Consider the following 16,374-nt stretch of genomic DNA (forward strand, 5'->3'; position numbering starts at 1 on the left):
ATGCTTTGGCAGTTTGCCCAGATGCTTTGGGTTGGCGGCCTATGGCTGTTACACATTGGTGTTCTGCCGGTGCTGGGCCTGATAGGCCTGGCACCGTTGCTGATCGATGAGGTCGGCGGATTACTGAGTGCGTTGCTGGTGGGGTTTGCAGCGGCGTGCGTGACGCTTCAGGCGCTGGTGCTGATCAAGGCCGAAGGCTTGGAGAGTTTGTGGCGGGATATACGCGGGCAACTGCTGTTGATGGCGCTGTATGCGTGCGCAATGTTTTGCGTAGTGCGCATCTTTCTGCCGGAAGCGTTGCGCTGGCAGCTGTTCAGCTATCTTGTGCTAGGGTTTTCCGGGTTGGTGCTGGTTGTACAGCCGGCGCCAGGATGGAGCGGCAGGGCGCGCGAAGCACGCCCGTGACCCTTTGTTTCACTTGAAGCGGTGTACGTTCGACAGTTGCTTGTTGGCGCTGAAGTTCTTGCGATACAGCAGTGCCATCTTGCCGATGACCTGAACCAGGTCCGCTTTGCCAGCCTTGCACAGTTCTGCAATGGCTGCCAGGCGCGCCTCGCGATCAAGGATGCTGACCTTGATTTTGATCAGTTCGTGATCGCCCAATGCGCGTTCAAGTTCGGCTAACACACCTTCAGTCAAACCGTTGTCAGCCACAATCAAAACTGGTTTCAGATGGTGGCCAATGGATTTGTACTGTTTCTTCTGCTCTTGAGTGAGCGGCATAATCTGACCCCTGCGTCTGATCTTGTAAAAAGCGGCGGCCAGTTTACCCGAGCGAGTCCGGGACCGCCCAGTTAATCACGACCCGTTTTATTTTCGAGGTGGCCCGTGGCCCGTTCCAAAACTAGCCTTAAGTGGCTGCAAGAGCATTTCAACGACCCTTACGTCAAAATGGCGCAAAAGGATGGCTACCGCTCCCGGGCCAGCTACAAGTTGCTGGAGATCCAGGAAAAGGACAAGTTGATCCGTCCTGGCATGAGTGTGATCGACCTGGGTGCCGCCCCGGGTGGCTGGTCCCAGGTGACCAGTCGTCTGATTGGTGGGCAAGGTCGTTTGATCGCTTCCGATATTCTGGAAATGGACAGTATCCCCGACGTGACCTTCGTTCACGGCGATTTTACCCAGGATGAAGTGCTGGCACAGATCCTGGAAGCCGTCGGTAATTCGCAGGTAGACCTTGTGATTTCCGATATGGCCCCCAATATGAGTGGATTACCGGCTGTTGATATGCCGCGAGCCATGTTCCTGTGCGAATTGGCACTGGATCTGGCGGGACGGGTACTGCGTCCGGGTGGTGACTTCTTGGTCAAGGTCTTCCAGGGTGAAGGCTTCGACGAGTATCACAAGAACATCCGCAAGCTGTTCGACAAGGTACAGACACGCAAGCCTGACTCTTCCCGGGACAGGTCCCGTGAGCAGTATTTGCTGGGTCGCGGGTTCCGTGGCATTGAAGGCGCTGCCAGTGAAGAGCGTTTTTGAGAAATTTGACGGAGGCGATAGGTTTTTTTATATCGCTTTCGTCACGAAGCTTTACGAATATTGTGTAGTCAAAGTTTCACAAAGGGTTACAGACGGCGCCTGCCAGAGTTGTAGGTAATGTAGTAAGTTAGGCCGGTGAATATCATGCGAAGCACGCGCCAGTAGCGGAGCTTGCTTCAGAGGGTAGTTAATTGAACGATATGGCAAAGAATCTGATCCTGTGGTTGATCATCGCGGCTGTCCTCGTGACGGTGATGAACAACTTCTCCAGCCCTAACGAGCCGCAGACCCTCAACTATTCCGACTTCATCCAGCAAGTTAAGGATGGCAAGGTCGAGCGCGTAGCAGTTGATGGCTATGTGATTACCGGCAAGCGCAACGATGGCGACAGCTTCAAGACCATTCGTCCGGCAATCCAGGACAATGGCCTTATCGGCGACCTGGTGGATAACCACGTAGTCGTCGAAGGCAAGCAGCCTGAGCAGCAGAGCATCTGGACCCAGCTCCTGGTGGCCAGCTTCCCGATCCTGGTGATCATCGCCGTGTTCATGTTCTTCATGCGCCAGATGCAAGGTGGTGCGGGAGGCAAGGGCGGGCCGATGAGTTTCGGCAAGAGCAAGGCGCGCCTGCTCTCCGAAGACCAGGTGAAAACTACCCTGGCTGACGTTGCTGGTTGCGACGAAGCCAAGGAAGAAGTGGGCGAGCTGGTTGAATTCCTGCGGGATCCGGGCAAGTTCCAGCGCCTGGGTGGTCGTATTCCTCGCGGCGTGCTGATGGTTGGCCCGCCAGGTACCGGTAAAACCCTGCTGGCCAAGGCCATTGCCGGCGAAGCCAAAGTACCTTTCTTCACCATTTCCGGTTCCGACTTCGTCGAAATGTTCGTCGGTGTCGGTGCCAGCCGTGTTCGCGACATGTTCGAACAGGCCAAGAAACACGCGCCTTGCATCATCTTCATCGATGAAATCGACGCCGTTGGTCGCCATCGTGGCGCGGGCATGGGCGGCGGTCATGATGAGCGTGAGCAGACTCTTAACCAGTTGCTGGTTGAGATGGACGGTTTCGAAATGAACGACGGCATCATCGTAATCGCCGCAACCAACCGTCCAGACGTACTCGACCCTGCGCTGCTGCGTCCGGGCCGTTTCGACCGTCAGGTTGTGGTTGGTCTGCCGGACATTCGTGGTCGTGAACAAATTCTGAAAGTGCACATGCGCAAAGTGCCAATGGGCGACGACGTGGCTCCGGCCGTGATTGCCCGTGGTACTCCAGGCTTCTCCGGTGCCGACCTTGCCAACCTGGTGAACGAAGCGTCGCTGTTCGCTGCCCGTACCGGCAAACGCATCGTTGAAATGAAAGAGTTCGAGCTGGCGAAAGACAAGATCATGATGGGCGCCGAGCGCAAGTCCATGGTCATGTCCGAGAAAGAGAAGCAGAACACTGCCTATCACGAGGCGGGTCACGCCATTGTTGGTCGTGTCGTGCCTGAGCACGACCCTGTCTACAAAGTATCGATCATTCCTCGTGGTCGAGCGCTGGGCGTCACCATGTTCCTGCCGGAAGAGGATCGCTACAGCCTCTCCAAGCGTGCCTTGATCAGCCAGATCTGCTCGCTGTATGGCGGCCGGATCGCGGAAGAGATGACCTTGGGCTTTGATGGTGTTACCACCGGCGCGTCCAACGACATCATGCGTGCGAGCCAGATTGCACGGAACATGGTGACCAAGTGGGGTCTGTCGGAAAAACTCGGTCCTTTGATGTATGCCGAGGAAGAAGGCGAAGTATTCCTGGGTCGCGGTGGTGGCGGTCAAGCTGCCAGCTTCTCCGGTGAGACAGCCAAGCTGATCGACTCCGAAGTGCGCAGCATCATTGACCAGTGCTACGGCACGGCCAAGCAGATCCTCACCGATAACCGCGACAAGCTCGACGCCATGGCTGACGCCCTGATGAAGTACGAGACCATTGATGCCGATCAGATCGACGACATCATGGCTGGTCGTACACCTCGCGAGCCTCGCGATTGGGAAGGTGGTTCGGGGACTTCGGGTACGCCTCCAGTGGTACAGAACGAACGCCCTGAAGCTCCAATCGGCGGCCCGGCTGCTGACCATTAAGGTTTGAAATGACTTCTGCGTTGTCCTCGACCCGGTTGCCTTGCGGCAGCCGGGTTCTTGATTTGGCCCGTACGCACGTGATGGGCATTCTTAACGTAACCCCTGATTCCTTTTCCGATGGCGGTCGCTTCAGTCAGCTTGATGCTGCGTTGCGCCACGCGGAAGCCATGGTGGCTGCCGGTGCGACCTTGATTGACGTGGGCGGCGAGTCGACCCGTCCCGGGGCTCGCGCGGTTTCTCCCCTTGAGGAGTTGGAGCGTGTTGCGCCGATTGTCGAGCGCATCCATCGAGAGCTGGATGTCATCATCTCTGTCGACACCTCTACACCGGCTGTCATGCGTGAAACCGCGCGGCTGGGTGCAGGGTTGATCAACGATGTGCGCTCCCTGCAACGTGATGGTGCTCTGGATGCAGCTGCCGCCACGGGGTTGCCGGTTTGCCTGATGCATATGCTCGGTGAGCCGGGCACGATGCAGGACGACCCGCATTACGACGACTTGGTCGGTGAAGTGAAAGACTTCCTTGCCGGGCGCATGGCTCAATGCGCCGCAGTGGGGATTGCCCCCGAGCGGATAATCCTCGATCCGGGATTTGGTTTTGCCAAGACCTTGCAGCACAATTTAAGCCTGTTCAAGCATATGGAAACCCTGCATGCCCTTGGTCGCCCTTTGTTGGTTGGGGTTTCGCGCAAGAGCATGATAGGTCTGGCGTTGAATCGTCCGGTGGGCGAGCGGCTGCATGGCGGCCTGGCACTTGCGGCACTTGCCGTGGTCAAGGGTGCACGTATCTTGCGCGTCCATGACGTGGCCGAGACGATAGATGTAGTGCGGATGATCGCTGCGGTTGAATCAGCCGAATAAGAATGATGGAGCACTTATGACTAAAAAGTATTTTGGTACCGATGGCATTCGCGGTCGGGTCGGCGAATTCCCGATTACTCCCGATTTCATGCTCAAGCTGGGCTGGGCTGCCGGCATGGCGTTCCGCAGCATGGGGGCCTGCCGCATCCTGGTGGGTAAAGACACGCGTATCTCGGGCTATATGTTTGAGTCCGCGCTGGAGGCCGGGCTGTCCGCTGCCGGCGCTGATGTAATGCTGCTGGGGCCGATGCCTACGCCGGCGATTGCTTACCTGACGCGTACCTTCCACGCTGAAGCCGGTATTGTGATCAGTGCCTCGCACAATCCTCACGATGACAACGGCATCAAGTTCTTCTCGGGCCAAGGCACCAAGCTGCCGGACGAGATTGAGCACATGATCGAAGAATTGCTCGATGCGCCGATGACCGTCGTCGAATCGAGCAAGTTGGGCAAGGTTTCACGGATTAACGACGCTTCCGGTCGTTACATCGAATTCTGCAAAAGCAGCGTGCCAAGCAGCACCAATTTTGCCGGGCTGAAAGTCGTCATCGACTGTGCCCACGGCGCGACCTACAAAGTCGCACCGAGTGTGTTCAAGGAGCTTGGTGCAGACGTTACTGTGCTGTCGGCTCAGCCGAACGGCTTGAACATCAACGACAACTGCGGCTCAACCCACATGGGGCAGTTGCAGGCGGCTGTCCTGGCTGAGCATGCCGACTTGGGTATTGCGTTCGATGGTGATGGCGACCGCGTATTGATGGTCGACCACACTGGCGCGATCGTCGATGGCGACGACCTGTTGTTCATCATTGCCCGTGACCTGCACGAGCGTAACAAGCTGCAAGGTGGTGTCGTCGGCACCTTGATGAGTAATCTGGGGTTGGAGCTGGCCCTGGCAGATCTGGGTATTCCGTTTGTGCGCGCCAATGTCGGTGACCGCTACGTGATCGCTGATCTGCTGGAGCGTAATTGGCAGGTGGGTGGCGAAAACTCCGGGCATATCGTCTGCTTCCAGCATACGACTACCGGGGATGCGATCATCGCCGCGCTGCAGGTGCTGCTGGCGCTGCGTCGTCGCAAAGAAAGCCTGGCCCAGGCGCGCCAGGCGTTGCGCAAGTGCCCTCAAGTACTGCTCAACGTGCGCTTTGCGGGTGGGGACAACCCTATCGAGCATCCGGCTGTGAAAGAGGCCAGCGAGCGCGTCACTGCCGCCATGGCGGGTCGTGGTCGGGTCTTGTTGCGCAAGTCGGGTACCGAGCCTTTGGTGCGTGTCATGGTCGAAGGCGAGGACGAAACACAGGTTCGCGGCTATGCCGAAGAGCTGGCAAAACTGGTAACTGAAGTTTGCGCCTGAATTCGGCTTGCCAGTGATGATGTGGTTGGGTAACATCTGCGCCCACTTTGACCGACGAGGTACAGCATGCGTCGCACTATGGTAGCTGGTAACTGGAAGATGCACGGTACCCGCGCCAGTGTCGCTGAGCTGATCAACGGCCTTCGTCACTTGGCCTTGCCTAGCGGTGTTGATGTCGCGGTATTCCCGCCTTGCTTGTATATCAATCAAGTGATTGATGGCTTGAAAGGTAAGTCGATCCAGGTCGGCGCGCAGAACTCTGCGGTGGAATCCATGCAAGGTGCGTTGACCGGTGAGATTGCACCGAGTCAGCTGGTTGATGCGGGTTGTTCCCTGGTGCTTGTTGGGCACTCCGAGCGCCGCCAGATCATGGGCGAGCGTGATGGGACACTCAATCGCAAATTCGCAGCGGCACAGGCTTGCGGCTTGGTTCCGGTGTTGTGCATAGGGGAGACCCTTGAGCAGCGTGAGTCCGGTAAAACTCTTGAGGTTGTCGGGCGTCAGCTGGGCAGCATCATCGAGGAGCTGGGGGTCGGTGCCTTTGCAAATGCAGTAATCGCTTACGAGCCGGTCTGGGCCATTGGCACCGGGCTGACTGCTTCGCCGCAACAGGCGCAGGATGTGCACGCAGCCATCCGCGCGCAGTTGGCGGCAGAGAATTCTGAGGTCGCACGAGGTGTGCGGCTTCTATACGGCGGCAGCGTGAAGGCGGCCAATGCGGTCGAACTGTTCGGCATGCCGGATATCGATGGGGGGCTCATTGGTGGAGCTTCCCTGAATGCAGATGAGTTCGGTGCGATTTGTCGCGCCGCGGGAAACTGAAAAAATGCTGGAAACAGTCATCGTTGTTTTTCATCTGCTGGGTGCACTGGGCGTAGTTGCTCTGGTTTTGCTGCAGCAGGGTAAAGGTGCGGACGCTGGTGCGTCTTTCGGGGCAGGTGCTTCAAATACTGTGTTCGGAAGCCAAGGTTCCTCTACCTTTCTTAGTAAGTTTACTGCTATACTTGCCGCCGGTTTCTTCATAACCAGCTTGGGGTTAGGTTACTTTGCTAAAGAGAAAGCTCATGTGCTGACTCAGGTAGGTCTCCCAAACCCAGCAGTGTTGGAAGTACCAAAAGCAAAGCCGGCTTCTGATGATGTCCCGGTGCTTCAAGAGCAAAAGTCGGCTACTCCAGCGACTGACGTACCTCCAGCTCAAGAGCAGAAGTAAGAAGGTTGTAAACGCTGTATTGCCGAGGTGGTGGAATTGGTAGACACGCAACCTTGAGGTGGTTGTGCCCATAGGGTGTAGGGGTTCGAGTCCCCTTCTCGGTACCAATTATCAGGAGAGCCCGCTGTTGCGGGCTTTCTTGTAGGTGGAAGGTTACATTGACCCTGTAAGGGATCGGTCGTATACTTCCGCCCCAGCTTTGTCGCGGGGTGGAGCAGTCTGGTAGCTCGTCGGGCTCATAACCCGAAGGTCGTCGGTTCAAATCCGGCCCCCGCAACCAGTTTTAGCGGAGCCCCTTTTAAGGGGCTTTTTGTTAGCTGGACACTTTCAACGCCGCTGTTCGACGGCGTTTCAAGGATGGGCGTTTCGCCCATTTTTTTATTTTGCACAGCATGCACATACATGCACGAGGGGGTTCAGGTGTCGAGCAAGCTAGAAGAGTTGCAGGCCTTGTTGGCCCCGGTGGTCGTGGCCCTAGGCTATGAATGCTGGGGTATTGAGTTTTCGGCTCAAGGTCGCCACTCAATGTTGCGCGTTTATATCGATAAAGAGGGCGGCGTGCTGGTGGACGATTGTGCCATTGTCAGCCGTCAGATCAGCGGTGTCCTGGATGTTGAAGATCCGATCTCCGTTGAATACACCCTCGAAGTTTCCTCGCCTGGCATGGAACGCCCACTGTTCACTATTGATCAGTTTGCAAAATTTGCCGGTGAACAAGTGAAGATCAAGCTGCGCTCTCCCTTTGAAGGGCGACGCAACTTTCAGGGCCTTCTGCGCGGTGTAGAAGAGCAGGACGTCGTGGTGCAGGTAGAAGACCATGAATTCCTGTTGCCGATCGATATGATCGACAAGGCCAACATTATTCCCAGTTTTGACTGAGACGCGGATCCCGCGGATCCAATGGCTTGCGAAAGGCGAGGCGTACGATGAGCAAAGAAGTACTGCTGGTTGTTGAGTCGGTATCCAATGAAAAGGGCGTACCGGCAAACGTGATTTTTGAAGCGCTGGAGCTGGCTCTGGCCACTGCTACCAAAAAGCGTTTTGAAGACGAAGTTGATCTGCGTGTGGAAATCAACCGCCACACCGGTGCCTACGAGACTTTCCGTCGCTGGACGGTCGTCGAAGAAGCCGATCTTGATGATCCGGCCATCGAAACCTGGCCGAGCAAGGTTGCTGAAACGCATCCGGGCGCCCAGGTCGGTGATGTCGTCGAAGAAAAGATCGAATCCATCGAGTTCGGCCGCATCGCTGCACAGACTGCCAAGCAAGTCATCGTGCAGAAGGTCCGCGAAGCCGAGCGCGCTCAAGTCGTTGACGCTTACCGCGAGCGCCTGGGTGAAATCATCTCCGGCACCGTGAAAAAAGTCACCCGCGACAACGTGATCGTCGACCTGGGTAACAACGCTGAAGCGTTGCTGGCCCGCGAAGACATCATTTCTCGCGAAACTTTCCGGGTTGGCGTGCGTTTGCGTGCGCTGCTCAAGGAAATCCGCACCGAGAACCGCGGCCCTCAGTTGATCCTGTCGCGTACCGCGCCGGAAATGCTGATCGAGTTGTTCCGCATCGAAGTGCCGGAAATTGCCGAAGGCCTGATCGAAGTCATGGCTGCGTCCCGCGATCCGGGTTCGCGCGCCAAGATCGCGGTCCGCTCCAAGGACAAACGCATCGACCCGCAAGGTGCTTGCATTGGTATGCGCGGTTCGCGCGTCCAGGCAGTGTCGGGCGAATTGGGCGGTGAGCGTGTGGACATCGTCCTGTGGGACGATAACCCGGCGCAGTTTGTGATCAACGCAATGTCGCCTGCTGAAGTGGCGGCAATTATCGTTGACGAGGATGCCCATGCAATGGACATCGCCGTTGGCGCAGACAATCTGGCTCAGGCCATCGGTCGCGGTGGTCAGAACGTACGTTTGGCCAGCCAGTTGACCGGCTGGACCCTGAACGTGATGACCGAATCGGACATCCAGGCTAAGCAGCAAGCAGAAACCGGTGACATCCTGCGCAACTTCATCGACGAGCTGGAAGTCGACGAAGACCTGGCGCAGGTGCTGGTAGATGAAGGCTTCACCAGCCTGGAAGAGATTGCCTACGTACCGTTGGAAGAAATGCTCAACATCGACGGCTTTGACGAAGACACCGTCAACGAGCTTCGCGCTCGGGCCAAGGATCGTTTGTTGACTAAAGCCATCGCTACTGAGGAAAAGCTGGCAGACGCCCATCCGGCCGAAGACCTGCTCTCGCTTGAGGGTATGGACAAGGATTTGGCGATGGAACTGGCGGTGCGCGGCGTAATTACCCGCGAAGACCTGGCCGAGCAGTCTATTGACGACCTGCTCGACATCGACGGCATTGACGATGATCGTGCCGGCAAGTTGATCATGGCCGCCCGAGCCCATTGGTTCGAGTAATTAGGCGCGGCCTGAGGAGAGAAGTGCATGACGCAAGTCACGGTGAAACAACTGGCCGATGAGGTCAAAACACCGGTAGAGCGCCTGTTGCAGCAGATGCGTGAGGCAGGTCTGCCGCACACCGCCGCCGACGAAGGTGTGAGCGATAGTGAGAAGCAGTCTTTGCTGACTCACTTGAAGAGCAGCCACAAGGCGAAAGTGGAAGAACCGCGCAAGATTACATTGCAGCGCAAAACCACCAGCACCCTGCGTGTTGCTGGCAGCAAGAGCATCAGCGTTGAAGTACGCAAGAAGAAAGTCTTCGTACAGCGCAGCCCGGAAGAAATCGAAGCCGAGCGCAAACGCGAACTGGAAGAACGTCGCGCAGTAGAAAATGCTGCTCGTCAGAAGGCTGAAGAAGAAGCCAAGCGTCGCGCCGAAGAAGAAGCGCGTCGCCAGCCTGCTGCTGCGCAACCTGCTAACACTGAGGCCGTTGCCGCGCCTAGCGCGCCTGTTGAAGCTGTTCGTGAGGCCGCTCCGGTTGCCGCCGCGCCGGCTCCTGCAGCCGACGCTCGCAAACGCGAAGAACCTCGTCGTCCGGACAAACCACGTGCCGACGATAACAATCGTCGGGGCAGTGGCGATGGTGAGCGCAAAAACGCTCCACATCGTGCTTCGGTCAAAGAGAAGGCGCCAGCGCCACGTGTTGCTCCACGTACTACCGACGAAGAAAGCGACAGCTTCCGTCGCGGTGGTCGCGGCAAGGCCAAGCTGAAGAAGCGCAACGCCCACGGTTTCCAGAGCCCAACCGGCCCTGTCGTGCGTGATGTGCAGATCGGCGAGACCATCACTGTTGGCGATCTCGCCAATCAGATGTCGGTCAAGGCTGCTGAAATCATCAAGTTCATGTTCAAACTGGGTACCCCAGCGACCATCAACCAGGTACTGGACCAGGAAACTGCCCAACTGGTTGCTGAAGAGCTGGGCCACAAAGTGACCCTGGTCAGCGACACCGCCCTGGAAGATTCCCTGGCTGAGTCCCTGAAGTTTGAAGGCGAGACTTTCTCCCGTGCGCCAGTCGTGACCGTAATGGGCCACGTTGACCATGGTAAGACCTCGCTGCTCGACTATATCCGTCGTGCCAAGGTAGCTGCAGGCGAAGCCGGCGGCATCACCCAGCACATCGGTGCATACCACGTTGAAACTGAGCGCGGCATGGTCACCTTCCTCGACACCCCAGGTCACGCCGCGTTTACCGCCATGCGTGCCCGTGGTGCCAAGGCGACTGACATCGTGATCCTGGTAGTTGCAGCGGACGACGGCGTAATGCCGCAGACCATTGAAGCTGTCCAGCACGCCAAGGCCGCTGGTGTTCCTCTGGTTGTTGCAGTGAACAAAATCGACAAGCCGGGCGCCGATCTCGATCGCATCCGTAGCGAACTGTCGGTTCACGGCGTGACTTCCGAAGAGTGGGGCGGTGATACGCCATTCGTTTCGGTTTCGGCGAAAGTCGGTACCGGTGTAGACGAACTGCTCGAAGCTGTCCTGCTGCAAGCCGAAGTTCTCGAACTGAAAGCAACTCCATCGGCCCCGGGTCGTGGTGTTGTGGTTGAATCGCGTCTCGACAAAGGTCGTGGCCCGGTTGCAACCGTTCTGGTTCAAGACGGTACCCTGCGCCAAGGCGACATGGTCCTGGTCGGTTCGAACTATGGCCGTGTACGGGCCATGCTCGACGAGAACGGCAAGCCAATCAAGGAAGCCGGTCCTTCCATCCCTGTCGAGATCCTCGGCCTGGACGGTACCCCGGACGCTGGCGACGAGATGAGCGTGCTGTCGGACGAGAAGAAAGCCCGTGAAGTGGCTCTGTTCCGTCAAGGCAAGTTCCGCGAAGTCAAGCTGGCCCGTGCTCACGCCGGCAAGCTGGAAAACATCTTCGAGAACATGGGCCAGGCAGAGAAGAAGACGCTTAATATCGTCCTCAAATCTGACGTTCGTGGTTCCCTCGAAGCGTTGAACGGCGCCTTGAACGGCCTGGGTAACGACGAAGTGCAAGTGCGTGTTGTCGGTGGCGGCGTCGGTGGTATCACCGAATCCGACGCCAACCTGGCACTGGCTTCCAACGCTGTACTGTTCGGCTTCAACGTGCGTGCCGATGCTGGCGCACGGAAGATCGTCGAGCAGGAAGGCCTGGACATGCGTTACTACAACGTCATCTACGACATCATCGAAGACGTCAAGAAAGCCCTCACCGGCATGCTTGGCAGCGACGTCCGGGAGAACATCCTGGGTGTGGCCGAGGTGCGTGACGTGTTCCGCTCGCCGAAATTCGGCGCGATCGCCGGTTGCATGGTTATCGAAGGTGTTGTGCACCGTAACCGTCCAATCCGTGTACTGCGTGAAGACATCGTTATCTTCGAAGGCGAGCTGGAATCCCTGCGCCGCTTCAAGGATGACGCTTCCGAAGTACGTGCCGGCATGGAATGCGGTATCGGCGTCAAGAGCTACAACGACGTCAAGGCGGGTGACAAGATCGAAGTCTACGAGAAGGTTCAGGTTGCTCGCAGCCTCTAACTCGCGCACTTCAAGGGCCACGCGGCGCCCGGGCATGCAAATGCCTGGCGCCGTGTTCGGACTCTAAACGCAACGCCCGGTCTGGCTTTTGTCAGGCCGGGCGTTTGCCGCTTTCAGACCCCACGGGTTTCACCGTGTGGCAGTAACAGGTAACAAGACATGGCAAAAGAATACAGCCGTACCCAACGTATCGGCGATCAGATGCAGCGCGAGCTGGCACAGCTGATCCGTCGTGAAGTAAAAGACCCACGTGTTGGCCTGGTCACCATCACCGCCGTTGAAGTCAGCCGTGACGTTGGTCACGCCAAGATCTTCATCACCGTGATGGGTCAGGACAGCAGCGAAGAAATCGCGCAAAGCATCAAGGTGCTCAACTCTGCCGCAGGCTTCCTGCGCATGCAGTTGGCCCGTGAAATGAAGCTGCGCAGCGTTCCACAGTTGCACTTCCACTACGACGAAAGCGTCGTGCGTGGCGCGCATCTGTCGGCACTGATCGAGCGGGCCGTGGCTGAAGACAATCAGCACCCGGTCTCCGCTACGCCTGAAGACGCCAAGGAGTAATCGGTGGCTCAGGTCAAACGTATCCGTCGTAACGTCAGCGGCATCATTCTGCTGGACAAGCCCATTGGCTTTACCTCCAATGCGGCGTTGCAGAAGGTCCGCTGGCTGCTCAATGCCGAGAAGGCAGGGCACACCGGCAGCCTCGACCCCTTGGCCACCGGCGTGTTGCCGTTGTGCTTTGGCGAGGCCACCAAGTTTTCGCAATACCTGCTTGATTCCGACAAGGGTTACGAAACCCTGATGCAACTGGGCAAGACCACCACCACGGCAGACGCCGAAGGTGATGTTTTGCAGGTTCGCGAAGTGACCGTTGGTCGTGCTGATATCGAGGCTGCCTTACCTGCTTTTCGTGGGCAAATCAGTCAGATACCGCCGATGTACTCGGCTCTCAAGCGTGATGGTCAGCCGCTTTACAAGTTGGCACGTGCAGGTGAAGTGGTGGAGCGCGAACCGCGTTCTGTTACTATTGCGCGCTTGGAATTGCTCGCCGCTGAAGGCGACACTGCCCGGTTGGCGGTGGACTGCAGCAAAGGCACCTATATCCGTACCCTCGTGGAAGATATCGGTGAGCAACTAGGCTGTGGCGCATACGTTGCAGAACTGCGACGCACCCAGGCCGGCCCTTTCACCCTGGCCCAGACGGTCACGCTGGAAGAGCTGGAAGCGGTACATGCCGAAGGCGGCAACGAAGCGGTTGATCGCTTCCTGATGCCATCGGACAGCGGTTTGCTGGATTGGCCATTGCTGCACTTCTCGGAGCACAGCGCGTTTTACTGGCTTAACGGCCAGCCAGTACGAGCACCGGATGCCCCGAAGTTCGGCATGGTGCGAGTACAAGATCACAACGGTCGCTTTATCGGTATCGGTGAAGTGAGCGAAGACGGGCGCATCGCGCCGCGTCGACTGATTCGGTCAGAATGACCGGAACCAGTTTGTGGTAAAAGCGTAGCGAGCGAAGGTAAGACAAGGAAAAAACAGGCGAGGAAGCGGAGTTAACTGCTGTTAATGAGCATTCCGAGCCTGTTTTTGACGCAGGATTACCGAGCGCAGTAGCTTTTACGCAAACTGGAACGAGGGTGGCTGTTAGCAGGCATGGTCACTACTCATTTTTAGATACAGGGATTTGTCCCTGGCCTGTTGAAACCGCCCTTTGGGTGGTTTCCTGAAAAAAGGATTGCCTCATGGCTCTCGACGTTCAAGAAAAAGCTCAAATCGTAGCTGACTACCAGCAAGCTGTTGGTGACACTGGTTCGCCAGAAGTGCAAGTTGCACTGCTGACCCACAACATCAACAAGCTGCAAGGTCACTTCAAGGCCAACGGTAAAGATCACCACTCCCGTCGTGGTCTGATCCGCATGGTAAACCAGCGTCGTAAGCTGCTGGACTACCTGAAAGGCAAGGATCTGGGTCGTTATCAGGCTCTGATCGGTCGCCTGGGTCTGCGTCGCTAATAAGCGATTGCGCTAGAGGTTGGTTGGCTGTCGTGTGTCAGTGGGTTTCCCGCTGGCCCATGGCAGGCTTCCAGCCTCAAGTTTTATCTGGATACACGTTTTACCCTGGACAGGCGTTGGGCCGATTCCCGACATTGCCCAAGAATTTCGCAAGAAGACAAGTTCCCCAAGAGCCACAAAGAAGGTAGGACACCGTGAACCCGGTTATCAAAAAATTCCAGTTCGGTCAGTCGACCGTTACCCTCGAGACAGGCCGTATCGCCCGTCAAGCCTCCGGCGCAGTGCTGGTTACCGTTGACGACGACGTCACCGTATTGGTGACCGTTGTAGGCGCCAAGACCGCTGACCCGAGCAAAGGCTTCTTCCCTCTTTCCGTTCACTACCAGGAAAAGACTTACGCTGCCGGCAAGATCCCTGGTGGTTTCTTCAAGCGCGAAGGCCGTCCTTCCGAGAAAGAAACCCTGACTTCCCGACTGATTGATCGTCCGATCCGTCCGCTGTTCCCAGAAGGCTTCATGAACGAAGTGCAGGTTGTCTGCACCGTCGTTTCCACCAGCAAGAAGACCGATCCGGACATCGCTGCGATGATCGGTACCTCGGCTGCCCTGGCCATTTCCGGTATTCCTTTCGATGGCCCGATCGGCGCTGCCCGTGTTGCGTTCCACGAAAGCACCGGCTACCTGCTGAACCCGACTTACGAACAACAGAAAGCTTCGAGCCTGGACATGGTCGTTGCCGGTACTTCGGAAGCCGTTCTGATGGTTGAATCGGAAGCTAAAGAGCTGACCGAAGACCAGATGCTGGGCGCAGTACTGTTTGCTCACGACGAGTTCCAGGTTGTGATCAACGCGGTTAAAGAACTGGCCGCTGAAGCTGCCAAGCCAACCTGGACCTGGGCTCCTCAGCCAGAAGCCACCGCACTGCTGGGCGCTATCCGCTCCGAGTTCGGCACCGCTATCTCCGACGCCTACACCATCACCATCAAGGCCGACCGTTACGCTCGCCTGGGTGAGTTGAAAGACCAGGTTGTTGCCAAGCTGTCCGGCGAAGAAGGCCAGCCTTCTTCCAGCGAAGTCAAAGCAGCGTTCGGCGAAATCGAATACCGCACCGTTCGCGAAAACATCGTTAACGGCAAGCCACGTATCGACGGCCGCGACACTCGCACCGTACGTCCGCTGAACATCGAAGTCGGCGTTCTGCCAAAAACCCACGGTTCGGCCCTGTTCACCCGTGGCGAAACCCAGGCTCTGGTTGTTGCAACACTGGGTACTGCCCGTGACGCACAGCTGCTGGACACCCTGGAAGGCGAGAAAAAAGACCCGTTCATGCTGCACTACAACTTCCCTCCGTTCTCGGTAGGTGAGTGTGGTCGCATGGGTGGCGCTGGCCGCCGCGAAATCGGTCACGGCCGTCTGGCCCGTCGTTCGATTGCAGCCATGCTGCCTGCCGCCGACGTGTTCCCGTACACCATTCGTGTTGTGTCGGAAATCACCGAGTCCAACGGTTCCAGCTCCATGGCTTCGGTCTGCGGTGCTTCCCTGGCTCTGATGGACGCCGGTGTACCGATGAAGGCACCGGTTGCCGGTATCGCCATGGGTCTGGTTAAAGAAGGCGAGAAGTTCGCCATCCTGACCGACATCCTGGGTGACGAAGACCACCTCGGCGACATGGACTTCAAAGTAGCCGGTACCGCCAAAGGTGTTACCGCGCTGCAGATGGACATCAAGATCAAAGGCATCACCGAAGAAATCATGGAGATCGCTCTGGGCCAAGCCCTGGAAGCGCGCCTGAACATCCTCGGTCAGATGAACCAGATCATTGGTCAGTCCCGTACCGAACTGTCGGAAAATGCTCCGACCATGATCGCGATGAAAATCGACACCGACAAAATCCGTGATGTTATCGGTAAAGGCGGCGCGACCATTCGTGCGATCTGTGAAGAGACCAAGGCTTCGATCGACATCGAAGACGACGGCTCGATCAAGATCTTCGGCGAAACCAAGGAAGCGGCTGAAGCGGCACGTCAGCGCGTCCTGGGCATCACCGCTGAAGCCGAGATCGGCAAGATCTACGTCGGTAAGGTTGAGCGCATCGTCGACTTCGGCGCATTCGTCAACATCCTGCCTGGCAAGGACGGTCTGGTACACATCTCCATGCTGAGCGATGCTCGCGTTGAGAAAGTGACCGACATCCTGAAAGAAGGCCAGGAAGTGGAAGTGCTGGTACTGGACGTGGACAACCGCGGCCGTATCAAGCTGTCCATCAAGGACGTAGCAGCAGCCAAGGCGTCGGGCGTTTAATCACCCCGTTGCTGTAAGCTGAAAAAAGGACTCTTCGGAGTCCTTTTTTTATGCCCGTAGGAAAGTGTCGCGAAATCAGGCGTTTAGCCA

15 protein-coding genes and 2 tRNA genes are annotated in these 16,374 nt (G+C 57.3%); 16 read left to right on the forward strand and 1 reads right to left on the reverse strand.

Going from position 1 to position 16,374, the window contains the following annotated elements; all coding sequences use genetic code 11:
• Positions 1 to 405 (forward strand): MFS transporter, encoded by a 405-nt coding sequence (locus tag NVB75_RS23910; RefSeq protein ID WP_076013756.1) that lies wholly within the window; start codon positions 1 to 3, stop codon positions 403 to 405.
• Positions 406 to 414: 9 nt separating this feature from the next.
• On the opposite strand, the gene yhbY is transcribed toward NVB75_RS23910, so the two are convergent.
• Entirely contained in the window at positions 415 to 723 is a 309-nt protein-coding gene (yhbY, locus tag NVB75_RS23915) for a ribosome assembly RNA-binding protein YhbY (RefSeq protein WP_003212205.1), read from the reverse strand.
• Positions 724 to 828: 105 nt separating this feature from the next.
• Between yhbY and rlmE the strand changes: the two genes are divergently transcribed.
• The 15 genes from rlmE to pnp all read left to right on the forward strand — a co-directional run bounded on the left by rlmE (position 829) and on the right by pnp (position 16,284).
• Complete coding sequence (rlmE, locus tag NVB75_RS23920; RefSeq protein WP_003212203.1) at positions 829 to 1,479, forward strand: 23S rRNA (uridine(2552)-2'-O)-methyltransferase RlmE; 651 nt, start codon at positions 829 to 831, stop codon at positions 1,477 to 1,479.
• 200 nt (positions 1,480 to 1,679) lie between these two features.
• On the forward strand, positions 1,680 to 3,590 hold the full coding sequence (ftsH, locus tag NVB75_RS23925; protein ID WP_017478564.1) for an ATP-dependent zinc metalloprotease FtsH: 1,911 nt from the start codon (positions 1,680 to 1,682) through the stop codon (positions 3,588 to 3,590).
• Between the two features lie 8 nt (positions 3,591 to 3,598).
• Positions 3,599 to 4,450 carry a dihydropteroate synthase gene (gene folP, locus NVB75_RS23930; RefSeq protein WP_258343622.1) on the forward strand — a complete coding sequence of 284 codons (852 nt, stop codon included), beginning with the start codon at positions 3,599 to 3,601 and terminating at the stop codon, positions 4,448 to 4,450.
• Between the two features lie 16 nt (positions 4,451 to 4,466).
• Positions 4,467 to 5,804 (forward strand): phosphoglucosamine mutase, encoded by a 1,338-nt coding sequence (gene glmM, locus NVB75_RS23935; protein WP_258343623.1) that lies wholly within the window; start codon positions 4,467 to 4,469, stop codon positions 5,802 to 5,804.
• Between the two features lie 66 nt (positions 5,805 to 5,870).
• On the forward strand, positions 5,871 to 6,626 hold the full coding sequence (gene tpiA / locus NVB75_RS23940) for a triose-phosphate isomerase (protein WP_003212194.1): 756 nt from the start codon (positions 5,871 to 5,873) through the stop codon (positions 6,624 to 6,626).
• A 4-nt stretch (positions 6,627 to 6,630) separates the two neighbouring features.
• Complete coding sequence (secG, locus tag NVB75_RS23945; protein WP_026078118.1) at positions 6,631 to 7,014, forward strand: preprotein translocase subunit SecG; 384 nt, start codon at positions 6,631 to 6,633, stop codon at positions 7,012 to 7,014.
• Between the two features lie 21 nt (positions 7,015 to 7,035).
• A tRNA-Leu gene (locus NVB75_RS23950) sits at positions 7,036 to 7,121 on the forward strand.
• 96 nt (positions 7,122 to 7,217) lie between these two features.
• Positions 7,218 to 7,294, forward strand: a tRNA-Met gene (locus NVB75_RS23955).
• 140 nt (positions 7,295 to 7,434) lie between these two features.
• Positions 7,435 to 7,893 carry a ribosome maturation factor RimP gene (rimP, locus tag NVB75_RS23960; protein ID WP_003235029.1) on the forward strand — a complete coding sequence of 153 codons (459 nt, stop codon included), beginning with the start codon at positions 7,435 to 7,437 and terminating at the stop codon, positions 7,891 to 7,893.
• Between the two features lie 47 nt (positions 7,894 to 7,940).
• Positions 7,941 to 9,422 carry a transcription termination factor NusA gene (nusA, locus tag NVB75_RS23965; protein ID WP_003212187.1) on the forward strand — a complete coding sequence of 494 codons (1,482 nt, stop codon included), beginning with the start codon at positions 7,941 to 7,943 and terminating at the stop codon, positions 9,420 to 9,422.
• Between the two features lie 27 nt (positions 9,423 to 9,449).
• Positions 9,450 to 11,972 (forward strand): translation initiation factor IF-2, encoded by a 2,523-nt coding sequence (gene infB / locus NVB75_RS23970; RefSeq protein WP_003212186.1) that lies wholly within the window; start codon positions 9,450 to 9,452, stop codon positions 11,970 to 11,972.
• 159 nt (positions 11,973 to 12,131) lie between these two features.
• Positions 12,132 to 12,533, forward strand: coding sequence for a 30S ribosome-binding factor RbfA (gene rbfA / locus NVB75_RS23975; protein WP_017478568.1), 402 nt, complete (start codon positions 12,132 to 12,134; stop codon positions 12,531 to 12,533).
• 3 nt (positions 12,534 to 12,536) lie between these two features.
• Complete coding sequence (gene truB / locus NVB75_RS23980) at positions 12,537 to 13,454, forward strand: tRNA pseudouridine(55) synthase TruB (RefSeq protein ID WP_003212182.1); 918 nt, start codon at positions 12,537 to 12,539, stop codon at positions 13,452 to 13,454.
• A 260-nt stretch (positions 13,455 to 13,714) separates the two neighbouring features.
• On the forward strand, positions 13,715 to 13,984 hold the full coding sequence (rpsO, locus tag NVB75_RS23985; protein ID WP_003176135.1) for a 30S ribosomal protein S15: 270 nt from the start codon (positions 13,715 to 13,717) through the stop codon (positions 13,982 to 13,984).
• A 194-nt stretch (positions 13,985 to 14,178) separates the two neighbouring features.
• Entirely contained in the window at positions 14,179 to 16,284 is a 2,106-nt protein-coding gene (gene pnp, locus NVB75_RS23990; RefSeq protein ID WP_003212180.1) for a polyribonucleotide nucleotidyltransferase, read from the forward strand.
• Positions 16,285 to 16,374 lie beyond the last annotated feature (90 nt).

This window comes from Pseudomonas sp. CBS, assembly GCF_024734645.1.
GTDB lineage: Bacteria > Pseudomonadota > Gammaproteobacteria > Pseudomonadales > Pseudomonadaceae > Aquipseudomonas.